Origin of the sequence: Pseudomonas parakoreensis (genome assembly GCF_021602155.1) — a bacterium.
In the GTDB taxonomy this organism is placed as follows: domain Bacteria; phylum Pseudomonadota; class Gammaproteobacteria; order Pseudomonadales; family Pseudomonadaceae; genus Aquipseudomonas; species Aquipseudomonas parakoreensis.
This window is the reverse complement of record NZ_BQHY01000007.1, coordinates 64,944-80,314: the sequence shown is the minus strand read 5'-3', so window position 1 is coordinate 80,314 and position 15,371 is coordinate 64,944. Positions and strand designations below refer to the sequence as shown.

Below are 15,371 nucleotides of genomic sequence, written 5' to 3'. Positions count from 1 at the left end.
GTGATTACTCGTCAGCGCCCTTGTCGATCACTTTACGGCCACGGTATACGCCTTCTGGCGATACGTGGTGACGCAGGTGAACTTCACCAGTGGTTTTTTCTACAGACAGGGTGCTAGCCTCGAGAGCGTCGTGCGAACGGCGCATGTCACGGGCAGAGCGGGATTTTTTGTTCTGCTGAACAGCCATAATTGATTAACTCCTAAACGTTTGGGTCACGCTTTAACTGCGCCAATACACTGAACGGGTTGGACCGCGTTACCTCGTCCTCGCTCGGTTCGGGTTCATCTGCTCCCGCCGGCTGCTGGCATTCTTCCGGATGATGAGCAGGCACAATGGGCAAGGCGAGCAGAAGCTCCTCCTCGATCAGTGACTGCAGATCCAATGGATCTTCGCCCAGTTCCAGCACGTCATAACCTTTCGGTAACGACTGGGTATTCGCACCCTCCTTCACAACAGCGTAACTGCATTCGCTGTGGATCGGCAGGGTGACCAGCTCAAGACAACGCTGGCAAACCATTTTGACTTCGGTGTCGATAAAACTGTGGATCACCACAGATTTACGTTCATCTCGCTCAAAAACGAATTTGGCCTGCACCGTACCGACATCGTCGGAAAGCGGGTCGCAGAGTCTCTTCAAATCGGCCAGCAGCAGTTCACCTTGAAGGGTGGTGCCACGGTCAGCCAATTTGCGCGGGTCAACGTGAGGTGGAATCGGGTCATTCAACATAGGCGCAGCATTATAGGGATGCCCCCACCCATGTCAAAGGAAATTGTGCCCTGTCCGTCACTTGCGTGCCTCCGCTAGAATTCGCGTCTGCCTCAGGAGACGCCCATGCTGCCTTTATTACTTGCTTCGAGCTCGACTTATCGCCGTGAATTGCTCGCCCGTCTGCACCTGCCGTTCGTCTGCAGCTCGCCGGATATCGACGAAAGCCACCAGCCGGGCGAATCCGCCATCGAACTGGTCAAGCGCCTCGCCGAACAGAAAGCCCGGGCACTGGCCGCCAGCCACCCCACTCATCTGATTATCGGCTCAGACCAAGTCGCAGTGCTCGACGAACGGATCATCGGCAAGCCGCACACCTTCGACAAGGCTCGCGAGCAACTGCTGGCGGCCAGCGGCGCTAGCGTAACCTTCCTCACCGGCCTGGCCCTGCTCAACAGCCAGACGGGTCACTGCCAAGTCGACTGCGTGCCATTTACCGTACACATGCGCCAGCTCGACGAAGGACGCATCGAGCGCTACCTGCGCCTTGAGCAGCCCTACGACTGCGCCGGCAGTTTCAAAGCCGAAGGGTTGGGGGTGAGCCTGTTTCAGTCCACCGAGGGGCCTGACGCCACCAGCCTGATCGGCCTGCCACTGATTCGCCTGATCGACATGTTGCTGGCCGAAGGCGTGCAAATCCCTTAAAGCAAAAGATCGCAGCCTGCGGCAGCCCCTACATTGATCTCTGTAGGAGCTGCCGCAGGCTGCGATCTTTTGATCTTTACAACGAATCAGCGCAACGAAGGCCCGTGGAACCCCATCCACATCGCCAACTGCTCAGCCACACTGGCACCAAGCTTTTTCGAGAAGCGGTCGAACGGCGACTCCTGCACGGTGAAATCCACCAGCTCTTTCTCGCCAATCACATCCCGCGCCACCGAACTGGCATTACCCAAACCATCGATCAGACCCAGCGGCAGCGCCTGCTCGCCAGACCAGACCAGCCCGGAGAACAGCTCCGGATGCTCTTTATCCTTCAGGCGATCGCCACGCCCCTGCTTGACGCTATTGATGAACTGCTTGTGCGTGGTGTCCAGCACGGTCTGCCAGAACGCAGTCTCATCAGGCTTCTGCGGCTGGAACGGATCGAGGAACGACTTGTGCTCACCCGACGTATAGGTGCGACGCTCGACGCCCAGCTTGTCCATGGTGCCGACAAAACCGTAACCGGCCGCCGTCACACCAATGGAACCGACCAGACTGGCTTTGTCGGCATAGATCTGATCCGCCGCACTGGCGATGTAATAGGCACCGGACGCACCGAGATCGGAAATCACCGCATACACCTTGGTATCCGGATGCAGGCCGCGCAGACGCTTGATCTCGTCATACACATAACCCGATTGCACCGGACTGCCGCCAGGGCTGTTGATCCGCAGGATCACACCCTTGACCTTCTTGTCCTCGAAGGCTGCTCGCAGGCTACCGACAATGTTGTCGGCACTGGCAGGCTCCTTGTCGGCAATCATGCCGGTGACGTCGATCAGCGCAGTGTAGTTCGGGCCACGGGTGGCGCTCTTCTCCATGTCCATCAGCGGCGTGAACAGGATCAGCGCAACAAACAGGTAAACAAATGTCAGCAGCTTGAAGAAAATCCCCCAACGCCGCGAGCGACGCTGCTCCTGCACACTGGCCAGCAAAGTCTTTTCCAGCAGCTTCCAGCTTTTCTCGTCACCGTCGTCGGCACTTGCCTTGGCCGGTGCTTTCCATTCGTCGGTCATGCGCTGTACCCCAGCAAAAACGTATTAAGCCTGCTGCCCCAGCCAGGCGTGCAATTCACTAAAACGGTTGATCGACAGGCGCGGCTCGAACTGCTGCAGCGACTCGATCGACTGCGCGCCGTAGCTGACCGCCACCGACGCCATGCCCGCGTTGCGCGCCATCAGCAGATCGAAGGACGAATCCCCGACCATCAGCGCCTGCTCGGGCCGCACGTCGCAATGCGCGAGAATTTGCTCAAGCATCAACGGATGCGGCTTGCTCGCGGTCTCGTCGGCAGCGCGGGTGATATCGAAATAATCTTCCCAGCCATTGGCCTTGAGCACCCGGTCCAGTCCACGACGATTCTTGCCGGTCGCGACCGCCAGGTGATAACCCTGCTCACGAAACGACGCCATCGACTCGACCACACCCTCGAACAGCGGCGAAGGCACAGCTTCTGCCGCGATGTAATGATCGGCGTAATACTCGCGAAACAGGGTCATTTCGGCATCGCTGATGTCCGGGTACAAGGTACGTATTGCCTCGGGCAAGCCCAGACCGATGATGCCCTTGACGGCAAAATCATCGCGCAACTCGAAACCGGAACGCGTGGACGCCGAATGCATCGCCTCGACAATCCGACCAATGGAATCGGCGAGGGTGCCGTCCCAATCAAAAATCAGCAGCTTGTAATCAGATGGGCGCACTCAATCGCTCCACGGTCTTGGCCCACATTTCATCGACGGGGGCTTGCAGCTTGAGTTCACCACCATCGGGCAGCGGCACGGTCAGCATGTAGGCGTGCAGGAACAGGCGCTTGCCGCCCAGATCACGGATTTCCTTGCTGAAACCGTCATCGCCGTACTTGGTGTCGCCGGCAATGCAATGCCCGGCGTGCAAGGTGTGGACGCGGATCTGGTGGGTGCGCCCGGTGATCGGCTTGGCTTCGATCAGGGTGGCAAAGTCGCCAAAGCGGCGCAGGACCTTGAACACGGTCACCGACTCCTTGCCCTCCTCCTCGTCGACCTCGACCATGCGCTCCCCGGAGCGCAGGTTGCTTTTACCCAGTGCCGCGCGGACTTGCTTGATCGAGGTCGCCCAATTGCCACGCACCAGTGCCATGTAGCGCTTGTCGACACCGTCACCGCGCAATGCCGCGTGCAAGTGACGCAACATGCTGCGCTTCTTGGCGATCATCAGCAGGCCGGAAGTGTCACGGTCGAGACGGTGAACCAGCTCCAGCTCCTTGGCATCGGGACGCAACTGACGAAAGGCTTCGATCACCCCGTAATTCAAGCCGCTGCCGCCGTGAACCGCAATGCCGGCGGGCTTGTTGATCACGATCAGGGCTTTGTCTTCGTAGACAATCGAGGCTTCCAGACGCTGCAACAGGCCTTGAGCCAATGGCACCGGCTCGTCGCGCTCAGGCACGCGAACCGGCGGCACGCGCACGATATCGCCGGCCTGCAGCTTGTATTCGGGCTTGATCCGCCCCTTGTTCACACGCACTTCGCCTTTACGCAAAATGCGGTAAATCAAGGTCTTGGGCACGCCTTTGAGCCGGGCAAGGAGGAAATTGTCGATTCGTTGGCCGGCATACTCCGGCGAGACTTCAAGCAGTTGAACGCCTGGAGTCGAAGGGGCAGTAGTTGTCATGCCGCGGATGATAACAATTTTTATGGAATTGAAGCACTTAATCATTGCTGCTATAGTCGCGAACGCCGCCAAAAGCGGCCTGGACAGCGGAACCACGGTCAAAAACCGGCCCTGACCAACGCAATTCACCAGGACGCGAGGCCGTCCTACGGGGCTTTCGCTACGTAACGGTGGAGTTTGCAGTTGTAACAAGCGCAGGTGACATGAGGCCTGAATTACACCGTCGAGCAGAGTTTTCACTCGCCTGACAGGCACATATTCGAGGCCAGTTCACAAAGTGCAGTCAGCTGCAGATGACCCCGAGCGAAGGCTTCGGAAACATCGCCTGAATTAGCCATGATGCGTGACCTCCCCTTTCGGAGCTCACGGTAAATGCCAACCCGCTGCGGATTCTGCGCGCGGCAGCACCCGAATTATCAGGGATACGTGTAGGGTGGAGATGCACAACCGCCGGACTGTGTAGCAATAGGCTTTATCAAGACGCTTCATCTCGTCCACAGCCGCTGGTTGATTCCTCCTCCTGACTGAGTGCTTAAGTAGCCACAGCAAGCAGGACGCGTACGTCGCGATATCGGCCCAATTGGCCTGACATCGCTGGACACGGGAATGGCCAACCACTCCCGACGCACCTGACACCGACCGTGAGAAGTCGTGTGTGCCGAACGCCGTTTCCGGCAGCCCGGAAACCGACGGTACTACATGAAAAGAATGCTGATTAACGCAACTCAACCCGAAGAGTTGCGTGTTGCACTGGTAGATGGCCAACGCCTCTACGACCTGGACATCGAATCCGGTGCACGCGAGCAGAAGAAGGCCAACATCTACAAAGGCCGTATCACTCGCATCGAACCAAGCCTTGAGGCTGCCTTTGTCGATTTCGGCTCCGAGCGCCACGGCTTCCTGCCCCTCAAAGAAATCTCCCGCGAATACTTCAAGAAAGCCCCCGAAGGCCGCGTCAACATCAAGGACGTCCTGAGCGAAGGCCAGGAAGTCATCGTTCAGGTCGAAAAAGAAGAACGTGGCAACAAGGGCGCTGCCCTGACCACCTTCATCAGCCTGGCCGGTCGTTACCTCGTGCTGATGCCGAACAACCCGCGTGCCGGCGGTATCTCCCGTCGCATCGAAGGCGAAGAACGCAACGAACTGCGTGAAGCGCTGAACGGTCTGGTTGCACCGGCCGACATGGGCCTGATCGTGCGCACTGCCGGCCTGGGCCGCAGCAGCGAAGAAATGCAGTGGGACCTCGATTACCTGCTGCAACTGTGGACCGCCATCAAAGAAGCCTCGCTGGATCGCTCCGCGCCATTCCTGATCTACCAGGAAAGCAACGTGATCATCCGCGCCATCCGCGATTACCTGCGCCAGGACATCGGCGAAGTGCTGATCGACAGCGTTGAAGCCCAGGACGAAGCCCTGACCTTCATCCGTCAGGTGATGCCGCAGTACGCCAGCAAGATCAAGCTGTACGAAGACAGCGTGCCGCTGTTCAACCGTTTCCAGATCGAAAGCCAGATCGAGACCGCTTTCCAGCGCGTCGTCGAACTGCCTTCCGGCGGTTCCATCGTTATCGATCCGACCGAAGCCCTGGTGTCCATCGACATCAACTCGGCGCGCGCCACCAAAGGCAGCGACATCGAAGAAACCGCCCTGCAGACCAACCTTGAAGCCGCCGAAGAAATCGCCCGTCAGTTGCGCCTGCGCGACATCGGCGGCCTGATCGTCATCGACTTCATCGACATGACCCCGGCCAAGAACCAGCGCGCCGTGGAAGAGAAAGTCCGCGAATGCCTGGAAGCCGACCGCGCTCGCGTGCAGATCGGCCGCATTTCGCGCTTCGGCCTGCTGGAAATGTCCCGTCAGCGCCTGCGTCCATCCCTGGGCGAAAGCAGCGGCATCGTCTGCCCGCGCTGCAACGGCACCGGCATCATCCGTGACGTCGAATCGCTGTCGCTGGCAATCCTGCGCCTGATCGAAGAAGAAGCCCTGAAAGACCGCACTGCCGAAGTGCGCGCTCAGGTGCCGATCCCGGTCGCCGCGTTCCTGCTCAACGAAAAACGCAACTCGATCACCAAGATCGAACTGCGCACCCGTGCCCGTATCGTCATTCTGCCGAACGATCACCTCGAAACCCCGCACTTCGAAGTTCAGCGTCTGCGTGACGACAGCCCGGAAGCCGCGACCAACCAGTCCAGCTACGAAATCGCTGCCGCCGCTGCCGAAGTCGAAGAAGTCCAGCCAGCCGCTGCGACCCGCACCCTGGTTCGCCAGGAAGCCGCGGTCAAGACTGCTCCGGCCCGCGCCAACGCGCCAGTGCCGACCGAAGTCGCCGCGCCCGCCGCTGCGCCGGCTCCGGTTGCCGCGCCAGAGCCAAGCCTGTTCAAGGGTCTGGTGAAATCACTGGTCAGCCTGTTCGCTACCAAAGAAGAGCCAGCCGCACCGGTCGTCGTTGAAAAACCGGCCACCGAGCGTCCGGCCCGCAACGAAGAACGTCGCAACGGTCGTCAGCAGAGCCGCAACCGTAACGGTCGCCGCGATGAAGAGCGCAAGCCGCGCGAAGAACGTGCACCGCGTGAAGAACGCGCCCCACGCGAGCCGCGTGAAGAGCGTCAGCCACGTGAAGCCCGTGAAGTCCGCGAGCCACGTGAAGCCCGTACCGAGGCGCCAGCCGCTCGCGAAGAACGTGCTCCACGCGCTCCGCGTGAAGAACGTGCGCCACGTACTCCACGCGAAGACCGCAAGCCACGTGGCGAGCGTGAAGAGCGCGTGCGTGAACTGCGCGAGCCTCTGGACGCCGCTCCGGCTGCACCCGTAGCGGCTGCCACTGCTGCCGTGGTCGCAGAAGAGCGTCCGGCCCGTCAGCCACGCGAAGAACGCGCACCGCGTCCGCCGCGTGAAGAGCGTCAACCGCGCGCCGAGCAGGCCGCTGCTGCCGTCGCTGAAGAAGAAGTGAACACCAACGAAGAGCAACTGCCGGAAGACGGTCAGGACAACGCCGAAGGCGATCGTCCACGTCGTCGCTCCCGTGGTCAGCGTCGTCGCAGCAACCGTCGCGAGCGTCAGCGTGATGCCAACGGCAATGTGATCGAAGGTTCGGAAGAATCCGAGTCCGGCGAAAACGCCGCTGCTCCAAGCGCTGCCGATCTGGCTGCCGGCCTGGCCGTGACCGCCGCTGTTGCCAGCAGCGTGATCAGCGCTCCGGCCGAAGCACAGGCTCACGAGCAAGCTGAACGCGCGACCGCCGCTGTTCAGGAAACCGCTCCAGTGGAAGCGCCGGTTGTTGAGGCCACTACCCCGGTGGAAGTGATTGCTGCTCCGGAAGTCGAAGTCGCGCCGGTTCGCGAAGCTCAGCCTCAAGCTGACGTCGCTGCCGAACCTGCTCCGGCGGTTGAAGCGCCAGTCGTGGCCGCAGAGCCGGTTGCTGAAACCGTCGCTGAAACCGTGACCGAAACCGTGCGTGAAGTTCGCGAAGAACAGACCGCGTTCAACTGGGTTGCCGAGCCTGCGGTGGCTGAAACGCCAGCGCCAGTCGTTGAAGCCACAGTGGTTGAAGAAGCCAAGGCTGCCGCGCCAGTGGTCGAAGCCGCTGCACCTGCTCCAGCGCCAGTCGCTGAAGCACCTGTGGTGGCCGAAGAGCCTGCTCCAGTGGTTGAAGCCGCACCGGTCAGCGCCCTTACGCCAAACGGCCGTGCGCCAAACGACCCACGTGAAGTGCGTCGCCGCAAGCGTGAAGCCGAGCGCCTGCAGAAGGAAGCCGAACTGGCTGCCGCTGCTGCTCCGGCTGCTGAAGTGGTCGAGGTTGCTGCCGTGACTGAAGAAGCCGTGGTTGAATCGGTCATCGCCGAAGCACCACGCTCCGTTCAGGACGCGGTCGAGCATCACCAAGAGGCCGAGGAAAAAGAACACGAGCCTAAACCGCTCGTCTGATTCCGAAAGCCGATAAAAAGCCCCGCCGGGTGAAAACCTGGCGGGGCTTTTTTATTCCATTTAGAAGATCAAAAGATCGCAGCCTTCGGCAGCTCCTACAGGAGACCTGTGTAGGAGCTGCCGAAGGCTGCGATCTTTTGATCTTGCTGTTATCTAAAAACCAACGCTTCTGGCACATCGATATCCCACACCACCCCGGGATCATCCACCGCCACTTCCACCACCCGCCCCTGCTTGAACAACGGCCTGGCACCGCGATCACCGGTCAGCGCCTGCAACCCCGCTCCGTATGAACGCCCGAAACCCACCGGATGGCCAAACTCGCCGTCCTGCACCGGTACGCTCACAGCGTCGTCAGCCATCGCCGCCACCACCCGCTCAATACTGGATGGCAAGATAAACGGCATATCCCCCAGCACGATCAGCCAGCCATCGGCGTCCGGGCAAGCCGCAACGCCTGCCGCAATGCTGTCACCCATTCCGGTCGATTCAATCGAGACCACATCGCAGCCATAAGCCTGCGCCATGCGCATCGCCTGCGGCCGTGCGTCAGTGGTCACCAGCACCCGCTTGTCGAGATTGGCCGGCAGACTCAGCAACACCTGCTCGATCACCGAACGCACCGCACCGTCGCGTCCGGTGCAATCGGCCAGCAGCTTGTCCTTGTCGGCACCGGCAACTTCACGAAAGCGACTGCCCTCGCCCGCTGCCAATACGATCACTGCAATGGATTGACTCATGGCTTGTCCCTAACGTTTTTCTGTTTCAACTCGACGCCGTTCTTGATCGCCACAATCTCCGCCAACAACGACAGGGCAATCTCCGCCGGTGAATGGCTGCCGATGTGCAGACCGATCGGCCCATGCAATCGCGCAATGGCTGATTCTGACAAGCCTAACTGAGCCAGATTGTCCCGGCGCTTCTGGCTGTTGACCCGCGAACCGAGTGCGCCGACATAGAAGGCCGGCGAATCGAGCGCCGTAAGCAACGCCATATCATCCAGACGTGGGTCGTGGGTCAGCGCGACGATGGCTGTGCGTTCGTCCGTCTGAATGCTTAGTACAGCGTCATCCGGCATGCCCGGAACAAAGCGCCCGTGATGCTCTTCCCAACCGTAGACGAACTCGGTACGCGGATCGCAAATCAGCACTTCGAAATCCAGCAGCCGGGCCATGTCCGCCACGTAGCGCGACAGCTGCCCGGCGCCAATCAACAGCAGACGCCAGCGCGGGCCATAAATGGCGCGCAGGGTCTTGCCGTCGAATGCCAGCACATCGGATTTGCTCGCCGCTGATAGCACCACTTCACCGGTTTCGATGTTCAGCTCACGGGCGACAATTTCATGCGCTTCACACCGCGCGAGCAATTCGGCGACCCACGCCGGATCAGCGACCCGCTCTTCGGTCAGACGCAACGTGCCGCCACAGGGCAAGCCGAAGCGCGCAGCCTCCTCGCGGGTGACGCCATAGGTAATCAGTTGCACCGGTGGTCCGTCGCTGGCGATGCGCCCGTCGTGCAGACGGGCGATCAAGTCATCCTCGACACAACCGCCCGACACCGAGCCAATCACCACGCCGTCCTCGCGCAACGCGAGCATCGCACCCGGCGCCCGGGGCGCGGTGCCCCAGGTTTGCACCACGCTGAACAGCACCACTCGCTGCCCGGCGCGGCGCCATTCGAGCACGCTGCGCAGAACGTTGAGATCGGCGCTGTCCATCACGCTTGCGCCTTTTGCCAACCCTGCAACTGATAACGCACCGGCAGGTTGCGGATGCGCTGGCCGGTGGCAGCGAAGATGGCGTTACACAGCGCCGGCGCAATCGGTGGTACGCCGGGTTCACCAACACCACCCAATGGCACATCGCCCGGCGGCGTCACCAAATGCACCGCGATTGCCTTCGGCGCCAGCGACATGCGCGCCACTTCGTACATGTGGAAGTTGTCCTGCTGGACCTTGCCGTCCTTGAAGCTGATTTCACCCAGCACCGCGTTGCCCAGGCCCATCACACAGGCGCCTTCGAACTGCGAGCGGATGCGTTCCGGGTTAATCTGCGGCCCGCAATCGACGGCGATGTCAGCCTTGTGCACGATCAGCGTACCGTCGTCCTTGACCTCGACTTCGATCACCGCCGCCACATAGGTGACGAAGCTGTAATGCACCGCCAGACCCAGACCACGGCCGTTGGGCAACTGACGTCCCCAACCGGCAGCCTTGGCCGCAGTTTCCAGTACCGTGCGCATGCGTCCGGTGTCGATCGGGTAGCGCTCGGGGGATTCGCCGTAGTTCCACTCCTCGCTCAGGGTGCGCGGGTCAATCTGCCGATCCGGGCCGAGCAACTTGATCTGATACTTCAGCGGATCAATACCGGCCTTGTGCGCCAGTTCATCGACAAAACTCTGAATCGCAAACCCGTGAGGAATGTTCGACACCGAGCGATACCAGCCGACCCGGGTATGCACCGTGGCTTCGGGGTTTTCCAGGCGCACGTTGGGAATCGCGTAGGCCATGTTGGTAAAGCCCATGCCCAATTCGAACGCCGCTTCATGGTTCATGCCCGGCGCAAACAGCGCGGTAATGCTCGGCGCCACGGTACGGTGCAGCCAGCCGGACGGCATGCCGTCCTTGCCGACAGCCGCCTTCAAATACTCGGCGGACACTGTGTGGAAATACGAGTTATGGATGTCATCTTCGCGGGTCCATTGCACTCGCACCGCTTTACCGGGGAACTCCTTGGCAAGGATCGCCGCTTCGACGACGAAATCCGGCTTGGATTTACGGCCGAAACCACCACCGAGCAGCGTGACGTTGAAGGTGACATTGTCGAACGGCAGCCCCAGACGCTCGGCGATGCGTTCACGAGTCACCTGCGGCGCCTGGCTCGGCGCCCACGCTTCACACACACCTTTGTCGTAGCGAGCGATGGCGACCATCGGCTCCATCGGTGCTTGGGCCAGATGCGGCAAATAATAGGAGGCTTCGAGGCTACTGGCAGCGCCGCTCAACGCCTTGTCGATATCACCGGTATTGCGCACCACTTTGCCGGGTTTGCGCGACGCCGCTTCCAGCGCTTTGCGGTAAGCGATCGAGTCATAACTGGCGTTGGGCCCGTCGTCCCATTCGATCTTCAGCGCCTCGCGGCCCTTGATCGCCGCCCAGGTATTGCTGGCAATCACCGCAACGCCGCCCAGCGGCTGGAATTCCGAAGGCAGTGGACGGCTCTCGATCTGCATGACCTTCAGCACACCCGGAACCTTCAGCGCGGCGCTGTCATCCAGCGACTTGACCTTGCCGCCATACACCGCCGGACGGGCGATGGTCGCGTAGAGCATGCCGTCGAAATGCACGTCGGCGCCATACACCGCGCGCCCGTTGACGATGTCGGCACCGTCAATGGCTTTGGTGCCTTCCTTGCCGATGTAGCGAAACTCCGACGGCTGCTTGAAGCGCAAGCTGTCACGGGCTGGCACCGCCAGCGCACTGGCTGCCGCGGCAAGTTCGCCGTAACCCAGCTCGCGGCCGGACGGTATGTGCAGCACTTTGTGCAACTGCGCATGGCACTCGCCTACGGGTACCTGCCACTGCGCGGCAGCTGCCTGTTCCAGCATGGTCCGGGCCGCCGCGCCGCAACGGCGCATCGGTTCATACCAGTGCCGCATGCTGCGTGAACCGTCAGTGTCCTGATTGCCGAACCGCACTTCATCGCCCGGCGCCTGCTGCACTTTGACCCTGGCCCAATCGGCGTCCAGTTCATCGGCGACCACCATGGTCAGGCTGGTGCGCACGCCCTGGCCCATTTCCGAACGATTGCAGACCACGGTGACCGTGCCATCTGCGGCAATGCTCACGTAAACCTTGGGATCGTCAATCCAGCCGTTGGGCATGCCATCAGCGCCAAACTTCTTCGGCGCGTCTTCAGCCAATGCATCCTGCCAGCCCCAGCTCGCGGCCAGCACCAATGCGCCCGTGGCGCCGACGCCTTTGAGAAAACCGCGGCGGCTGAGATTGCTCAGGGCGAAATCGTTCGGCAAGCGGCTCATGCCTTGGCCTCCTTCAGGTGAGTCGAGGCCTGACGGATCGCGGTCTTGATCCGGTTATACGTGCCGCACCGGCAAATGTTGCCGACCATCGCTTCTTCGATCTGCTCGTCGCTCGGATCCGGATTGGTTTTAAGCAACGCCGTGGCAGACATGATCTGCCCGCCCTGACAGAAACCACATTGCGCCACAGCGCTGTCGAGCCAGGCTTGCTGAACGACTTTCCCGACCGGATCGGCGTGCAGGTTATCGATGGTACTGACGTTCTGCCCGATCACCGAGCCGATCGGCGTGATGCAACTGCGCGCCGGCAAGCCGTCGATATGAATGGTGCAGGCGCCACACAGGCCCATGCCGCAGCCGAATTTGGTGCCGTTGTAACCGGCGACATCACGAATAGCCCACAACAGCGGCATGTCTTCCGTGACATCGAGGGAATGGTCTTGACCGTTTAGTTTCAGGGTAATCATGGGCACGCCCGCATATTAGTGGTTATGGGGTCGAGCAGAACTGGCGGTGGTTCACGCAGATCGACTCAGGCTAATGGGCCAATACACATCAGTGAAGCCGAACACTGAACCTGTGGCGAGGGAGCTTGCTCCCGCTGGAGCGCGTAGCGGCCCGGTTTTCAGGCAGGGTCTGCTACGCAGTCCAGCGGGAGCAAGCTCCCTCGCCACAGAGAACACTGCTTACTGATCTGTATTAACCATGGCTCTCTTGTGCCGACGCGAACGTCTGCACCGGGCCTTGGGTGGAGCAAATGACGGTTATCGTTAGCTGGCTAAGTTAACCCACCGTTAACAAAAAAGCCCTGCACTTTCGCTCAGTGCAGGGCTTTGGATACCGACTTGAAGCGTAGCCTCAATAACGGTTCGGCTCCATTTCCAGTTCGACATTGAAACGTTCGGCAATATCTTTCTGGATGCGTTGCGCCAGCTCCAGCAATTGCAGGCCGGTGGCGGTGCCGTAGTTGACCAGCACCAGCGCCTGCAATTTATGCACGCCGGCATCAGCCTCGCGAAAACCTTTCCAACCGGCGCGCTCAATCAGCCAACCGGCCGCCAGTTTCACCTGCCCGTCCGGCTGTGCATAGGCCACCAGATCCGGGTGTTGCGCCTTGATCTGCTCGACCAGTGCAGCCGATACCAGTGGATTCTTGAAGAAACTGCCGGCATTGCCGAGCACCGCCGGATCCGGCAGTTTTTCGCTGCGGATACTGCAGATTGCGCGGCTGACGTCGCTCGGCGTTGGTTGCTCAATGCCCTGCTCGGTCAGGCGCTGGCGCACCGGGCCGTATTCCAAATGCAGATGCGCGACACGATCAAGCTTGAAGCGCACCCGCAGGATCAGCCAACGTCCCGGCTGCTGCTTGAACAGACTGTCGCGGTAGGCGAAGTTGCACTCCTCCAGGCTGAAGTCGCGCAGTTCGCCGGTCTGGCGGTCCAGCGCGGTCAGCCCGGCGAACACATCCTTGATCTCAACGCCGTAGGCGCCGATGTTCTGCATCGGCGCCGCGCCAACAGTGCCGGGTATCAGGCTGAGGTTTTCCAGACCGGAAAAACCCTGCGCCAGCGTGTGCTGCACGAACGGATGCCACGGCTCGCCGGCTTCGGCTTCGATCACTACACGGTTGCCGTCGTCACTGATCAGCCGAATGCCTCGGGTCGCCATGCGCAGCACCAGCGCCGGAATGTCTGCGGTCAGCAGCAGGTTGCTGCCGCCGCCGATCACCAGCAACGGCACGTCATGGGCAGACGCATAGGCCAGCGCTTCGCGGACGTCGGCGTCGCTGTGGGCCTCGGCAAACAACTGCGCGCGAACATCGACGCCAAAACTGTTGAACGGTTTCAGCGAAACCTGTGATTGAAGCTGCAAACTCATAACCGGCCCTTCACTTCGATCAACAGTTGGTCACACGCCGCTTCGATCAGGTCCAGTACCTGCTCGAAGCCCTGATCGCCGTCGTAGTACGGATCCGGCACTTCATCGACCACACCGGCGTAACGCCGCAAAAACAGATCGAGTTCAGCCTTGCCAGTGGACGGCTGCAGGGCCTTGAGGTTGCGCAGGTTGCTGTGGTCCATGGCCAGAATCAGGTCGTAACTGGCGAAATCGGCACGGCTGACCTGCTGCGCGCGTTGCGCTGACAGGTCATAACCCCGCACTTTGGCTGCGGCCTGGCTGCGTTTGTCCGGCGGATTGCCGACGTGCCAGTCACCGGTGCCGGCGGAGGCCACTTCGACCTGATTTTCCAGCCCCGCTGCGCGCAGTTTGTGGCGTAACACGCCTTCAGCGGTGGGCGACCGGCAGATGTTGCCCAGGCACACGAACAGAACGCGCATCAGGCCTCCAGCAGGCGACGAACGCGCTCGAGGTCTTCAACGGTGTCGACCCCGGTTGGCGGCGCGATCAACGCATCGGCCACATGAATCCGTACGCCATGCCACAGAGCACGCAGCTGTTCCAGCGATTCGGTGTTTTCCAGCCAGCACGGGCCCCAGCTCACAAAGTCCTGAAGGAAGCCGGCGCGGTAGGCATAAATGCCGATGTGGCGACGGTACGGCACGCCTTCGGGCAACACGTCGCGGCTCTTGGCGAAAGCATCGCGGGCCCACGGCAAGGTGGCGCGACTGAAGGTCAGCGCGAGACCGTTAATGTCGCTGACGACCTTGACCACGTTGGGGTTGAACAGGGTTTCGACGTCTTCGATCGGCTCGGCCAGCGTGGCCATGCGCGCTTCGGTGTGGGCCGCGAGGTTGGCGGCGACCTGGTCGATCACGCTTGGCGGGATCAACGGTTCATCGCCTTGCACGTTGACCACGATCGCGTCCGGCGCAAGGCCCAGTTTGGCGGCGACTTCAGCCAGACGATCGGTGCCGGAATTGTGATCTTCACGGGTCAGCACCACTTCCGCGCCGAACGCCTTGCAGGCCTCGACGATGCGCGCATCGTCAGTCGCAACCACCACGCGGCTGGCGCTGCTTTTGCTCGCCTGTTCCCAGACATGCTGGATCATCGGCTTGCCGGCGATATCCAGCAGCGGTTTGCCCGGCAGGCGGGTCGAGGCGTAGCGCGACGGGATGACAACGGTGAAAGCAGTGGTCATTTATCCAGACGCTCGTCAGTGGTCAGGGTGCGCGCTTCGCTTTCGAGCATCACCGGGATGCCGTCGCGGATCGGATAGGCCAGACCGGCGCCCTTGCTGATCAGTTCGGTCTTGTCGGCGCTGAGCTTGAGCGGGCCTTTGCAGATCGGGCACGCGAGGATATCGAGCAATTTGGTGTCCAT

15 protein-coding genes are annotated in these 15,371 nt (G+C 61.1%); 2 read left to right on the top strand and 13 right to left on the bottom strand.

What is annotated here, in order from left to right; translation table 11 throughout:
* Positions 1–4 precede the first annotated feature (4 nt).
* Together rpmF and L6D63_RS12580 are read right to left on the bottom strand one after the other, a co-directional pair.
* Positions 5–187: a 50S ribosomal protein L32 gene (gene rpmF, locus L6D63_RS12585; RefSeq protein ID WP_003179396.1), complete on the bottom strand. Its 183-nt coding sequence runs from the start codon at positions 185–187 to the stop codon at positions 5–7.
* Positions 188–200: 13 nt separating this feature from the next.
* Entirely contained in the window at positions 201–728 is a 528-nt protein-coding gene (locus L6D63_RS12580; protein WP_003204262.1) for a YceD family protein, read from the bottom strand.
* Between the two features lie 105 nt (positions 729–833).
* Between L6D63_RS12580 and L6D63_RS12575 the strand changes: the two genes are divergently transcribed.
* Complete coding sequence (locus tag L6D63_RS12575) at positions 834–1,412, top strand: Maf family protein (RefSeq protein ID WP_047295667.1); 579 nt, start codon at positions 834–836, stop codon at positions 1,410–1,412.
* Between the two features lie 86 nt (positions 1,413–1,498).
* Here the strand turns inward: L6D63_RS12575 and sppA are convergent, their stop codons facing one another.
* The 3 genes from sppA to rluC are packed head-to-tail and all read right to left on the bottom strand — an operon-like array spanning position 1,499 to position 4,124.
* A complete protein-coding gene (gene sppA, locus L6D63_RS12570) occupies positions 1,499–2,488 on the bottom strand; it encodes a signal peptide peptidase SppA (RefSeq protein ID WP_027612352.1) in 990 nt (329 codons plus the stop codon).
* Positions 2,489–2,512: 24 nt separating this feature from the next.
* Positions 2,513–3,175, bottom strand: coding sequence for an HAD-IA family hydrolase (locus L6D63_RS12565; protein WP_047295670.1), 663 nt, complete (start codon positions 3,173–3,175; stop codon positions 2,513–2,515).
* On the bottom strand, positions 3,162–4,124 hold the full coding sequence (gene rluC, locus L6D63_RS12560; protein ID WP_007950779.1) for a 23S rRNA pseudouridine(955/2504/2580) synthase RluC: 963 nt from the start codon (positions 4,122–4,124) through the stop codon (positions 3,162–3,164). Before rluC ends, L6D63_RS12565 begins: the two co-directional genes overlap by 14 nt.
* Before the next feature lie 699 nt (positions 4,125–4,823).
* Here rluC and rne point away from each other — a divergent pair.
* A complete protein-coding gene (rne, locus tag L6D63_RS12555; protein WP_131671683.1) occupies positions 4,824–8,048 on the top strand; it encodes a ribonuclease E in 3,225 nt (1,074 codons plus the stop codon).
* A gap of 149 nt (positions 8,049–8,197) precedes the next feature.
* Here rne and L6D63_RS12550 read toward each other — a convergent pair whose 3' ends face one another.
* The 8 genes from L6D63_RS12550 to L6D63_RS12515 form a co-directional block, all read right to left on the bottom strand.
* A complete protein-coding gene (locus L6D63_RS12550) occupies positions 8,198–8,788 on the bottom strand; it encodes a nucleotidyltransferase family protein (protein WP_131671684.1) in 591 nt (196 codons plus the stop codon).
* Entirely contained in the window at positions 8,785–9,765 is a 981-nt protein-coding gene (locus tag L6D63_RS12545) for an XdhC family protein (protein WP_131671685.1), read from the bottom strand. The genes L6D63_RS12550 and L6D63_RS12545 overlap by 4 nt, the downstream gene beginning before the upstream one ends.
* Positions 9,765–12,086: a xanthine dehydrogenase family protein molybdopterin-binding subunit gene (locus L6D63_RS12540; protein WP_131671686.1), complete on the bottom strand. Its 2,322-nt coding sequence runs from the start codon at positions 12,084–12,086 to the stop codon at positions 9,765–9,767. The genes L6D63_RS12545 and L6D63_RS12540 overlap by 1 nt, the downstream gene beginning before the upstream one ends.
* Entirely contained in the window at positions 12,083–12,553 is a 471-nt protein-coding gene (locus L6D63_RS12535; protein WP_047295682.1) for a (2Fe-2S)-binding protein, read from the bottom strand. The genes L6D63_RS12540 and L6D63_RS12535 overlap by 4 nt, the downstream gene beginning before the upstream one ends.
* A 391-nt stretch (positions 12,554–12,944) precedes the next feature.
* Entirely contained in the window at positions 12,945–13,964 is a 1,020-nt protein-coding gene (gene murB, locus L6D63_RS12530) for a UDP-N-acetylmuramate dehydrogenase (protein ID WP_047295684.1), read from the bottom strand.
* Entirely contained in the window at positions 13,961–14,425 is a 465-nt protein-coding gene (locus tag L6D63_RS12525) for a low molecular weight protein-tyrosine-phosphatase (RefSeq protein WP_047295686.1), read from the bottom strand. Before L6D63_RS12525 ends, murB begins: the two co-directional genes overlap by 4 nt.
* A complete protein-coding gene (gene kdsB / locus L6D63_RS12520) occupies positions 14,425–15,189 on the bottom strand; it encodes a 3-deoxy-manno-octulosonate cytidylyltransferase (protein ID WP_047295688.1) in 765 nt (254 codons plus the stop codon). Before kdsB ends, L6D63_RS12525 begins: the two co-directional genes overlap by 1 nt.
* Positions 15,186–15,371, bottom strand: coding sequence for a Trm112 family protein (locus tag L6D63_RS12515; protein ID WP_003174668.1), 186 nt, complete (start codon positions 15,369–15,371; stop codon positions 15,186–15,188). The genes kdsB and L6D63_RS12515 overlap by 4 nt, the downstream gene beginning before the upstream one ends.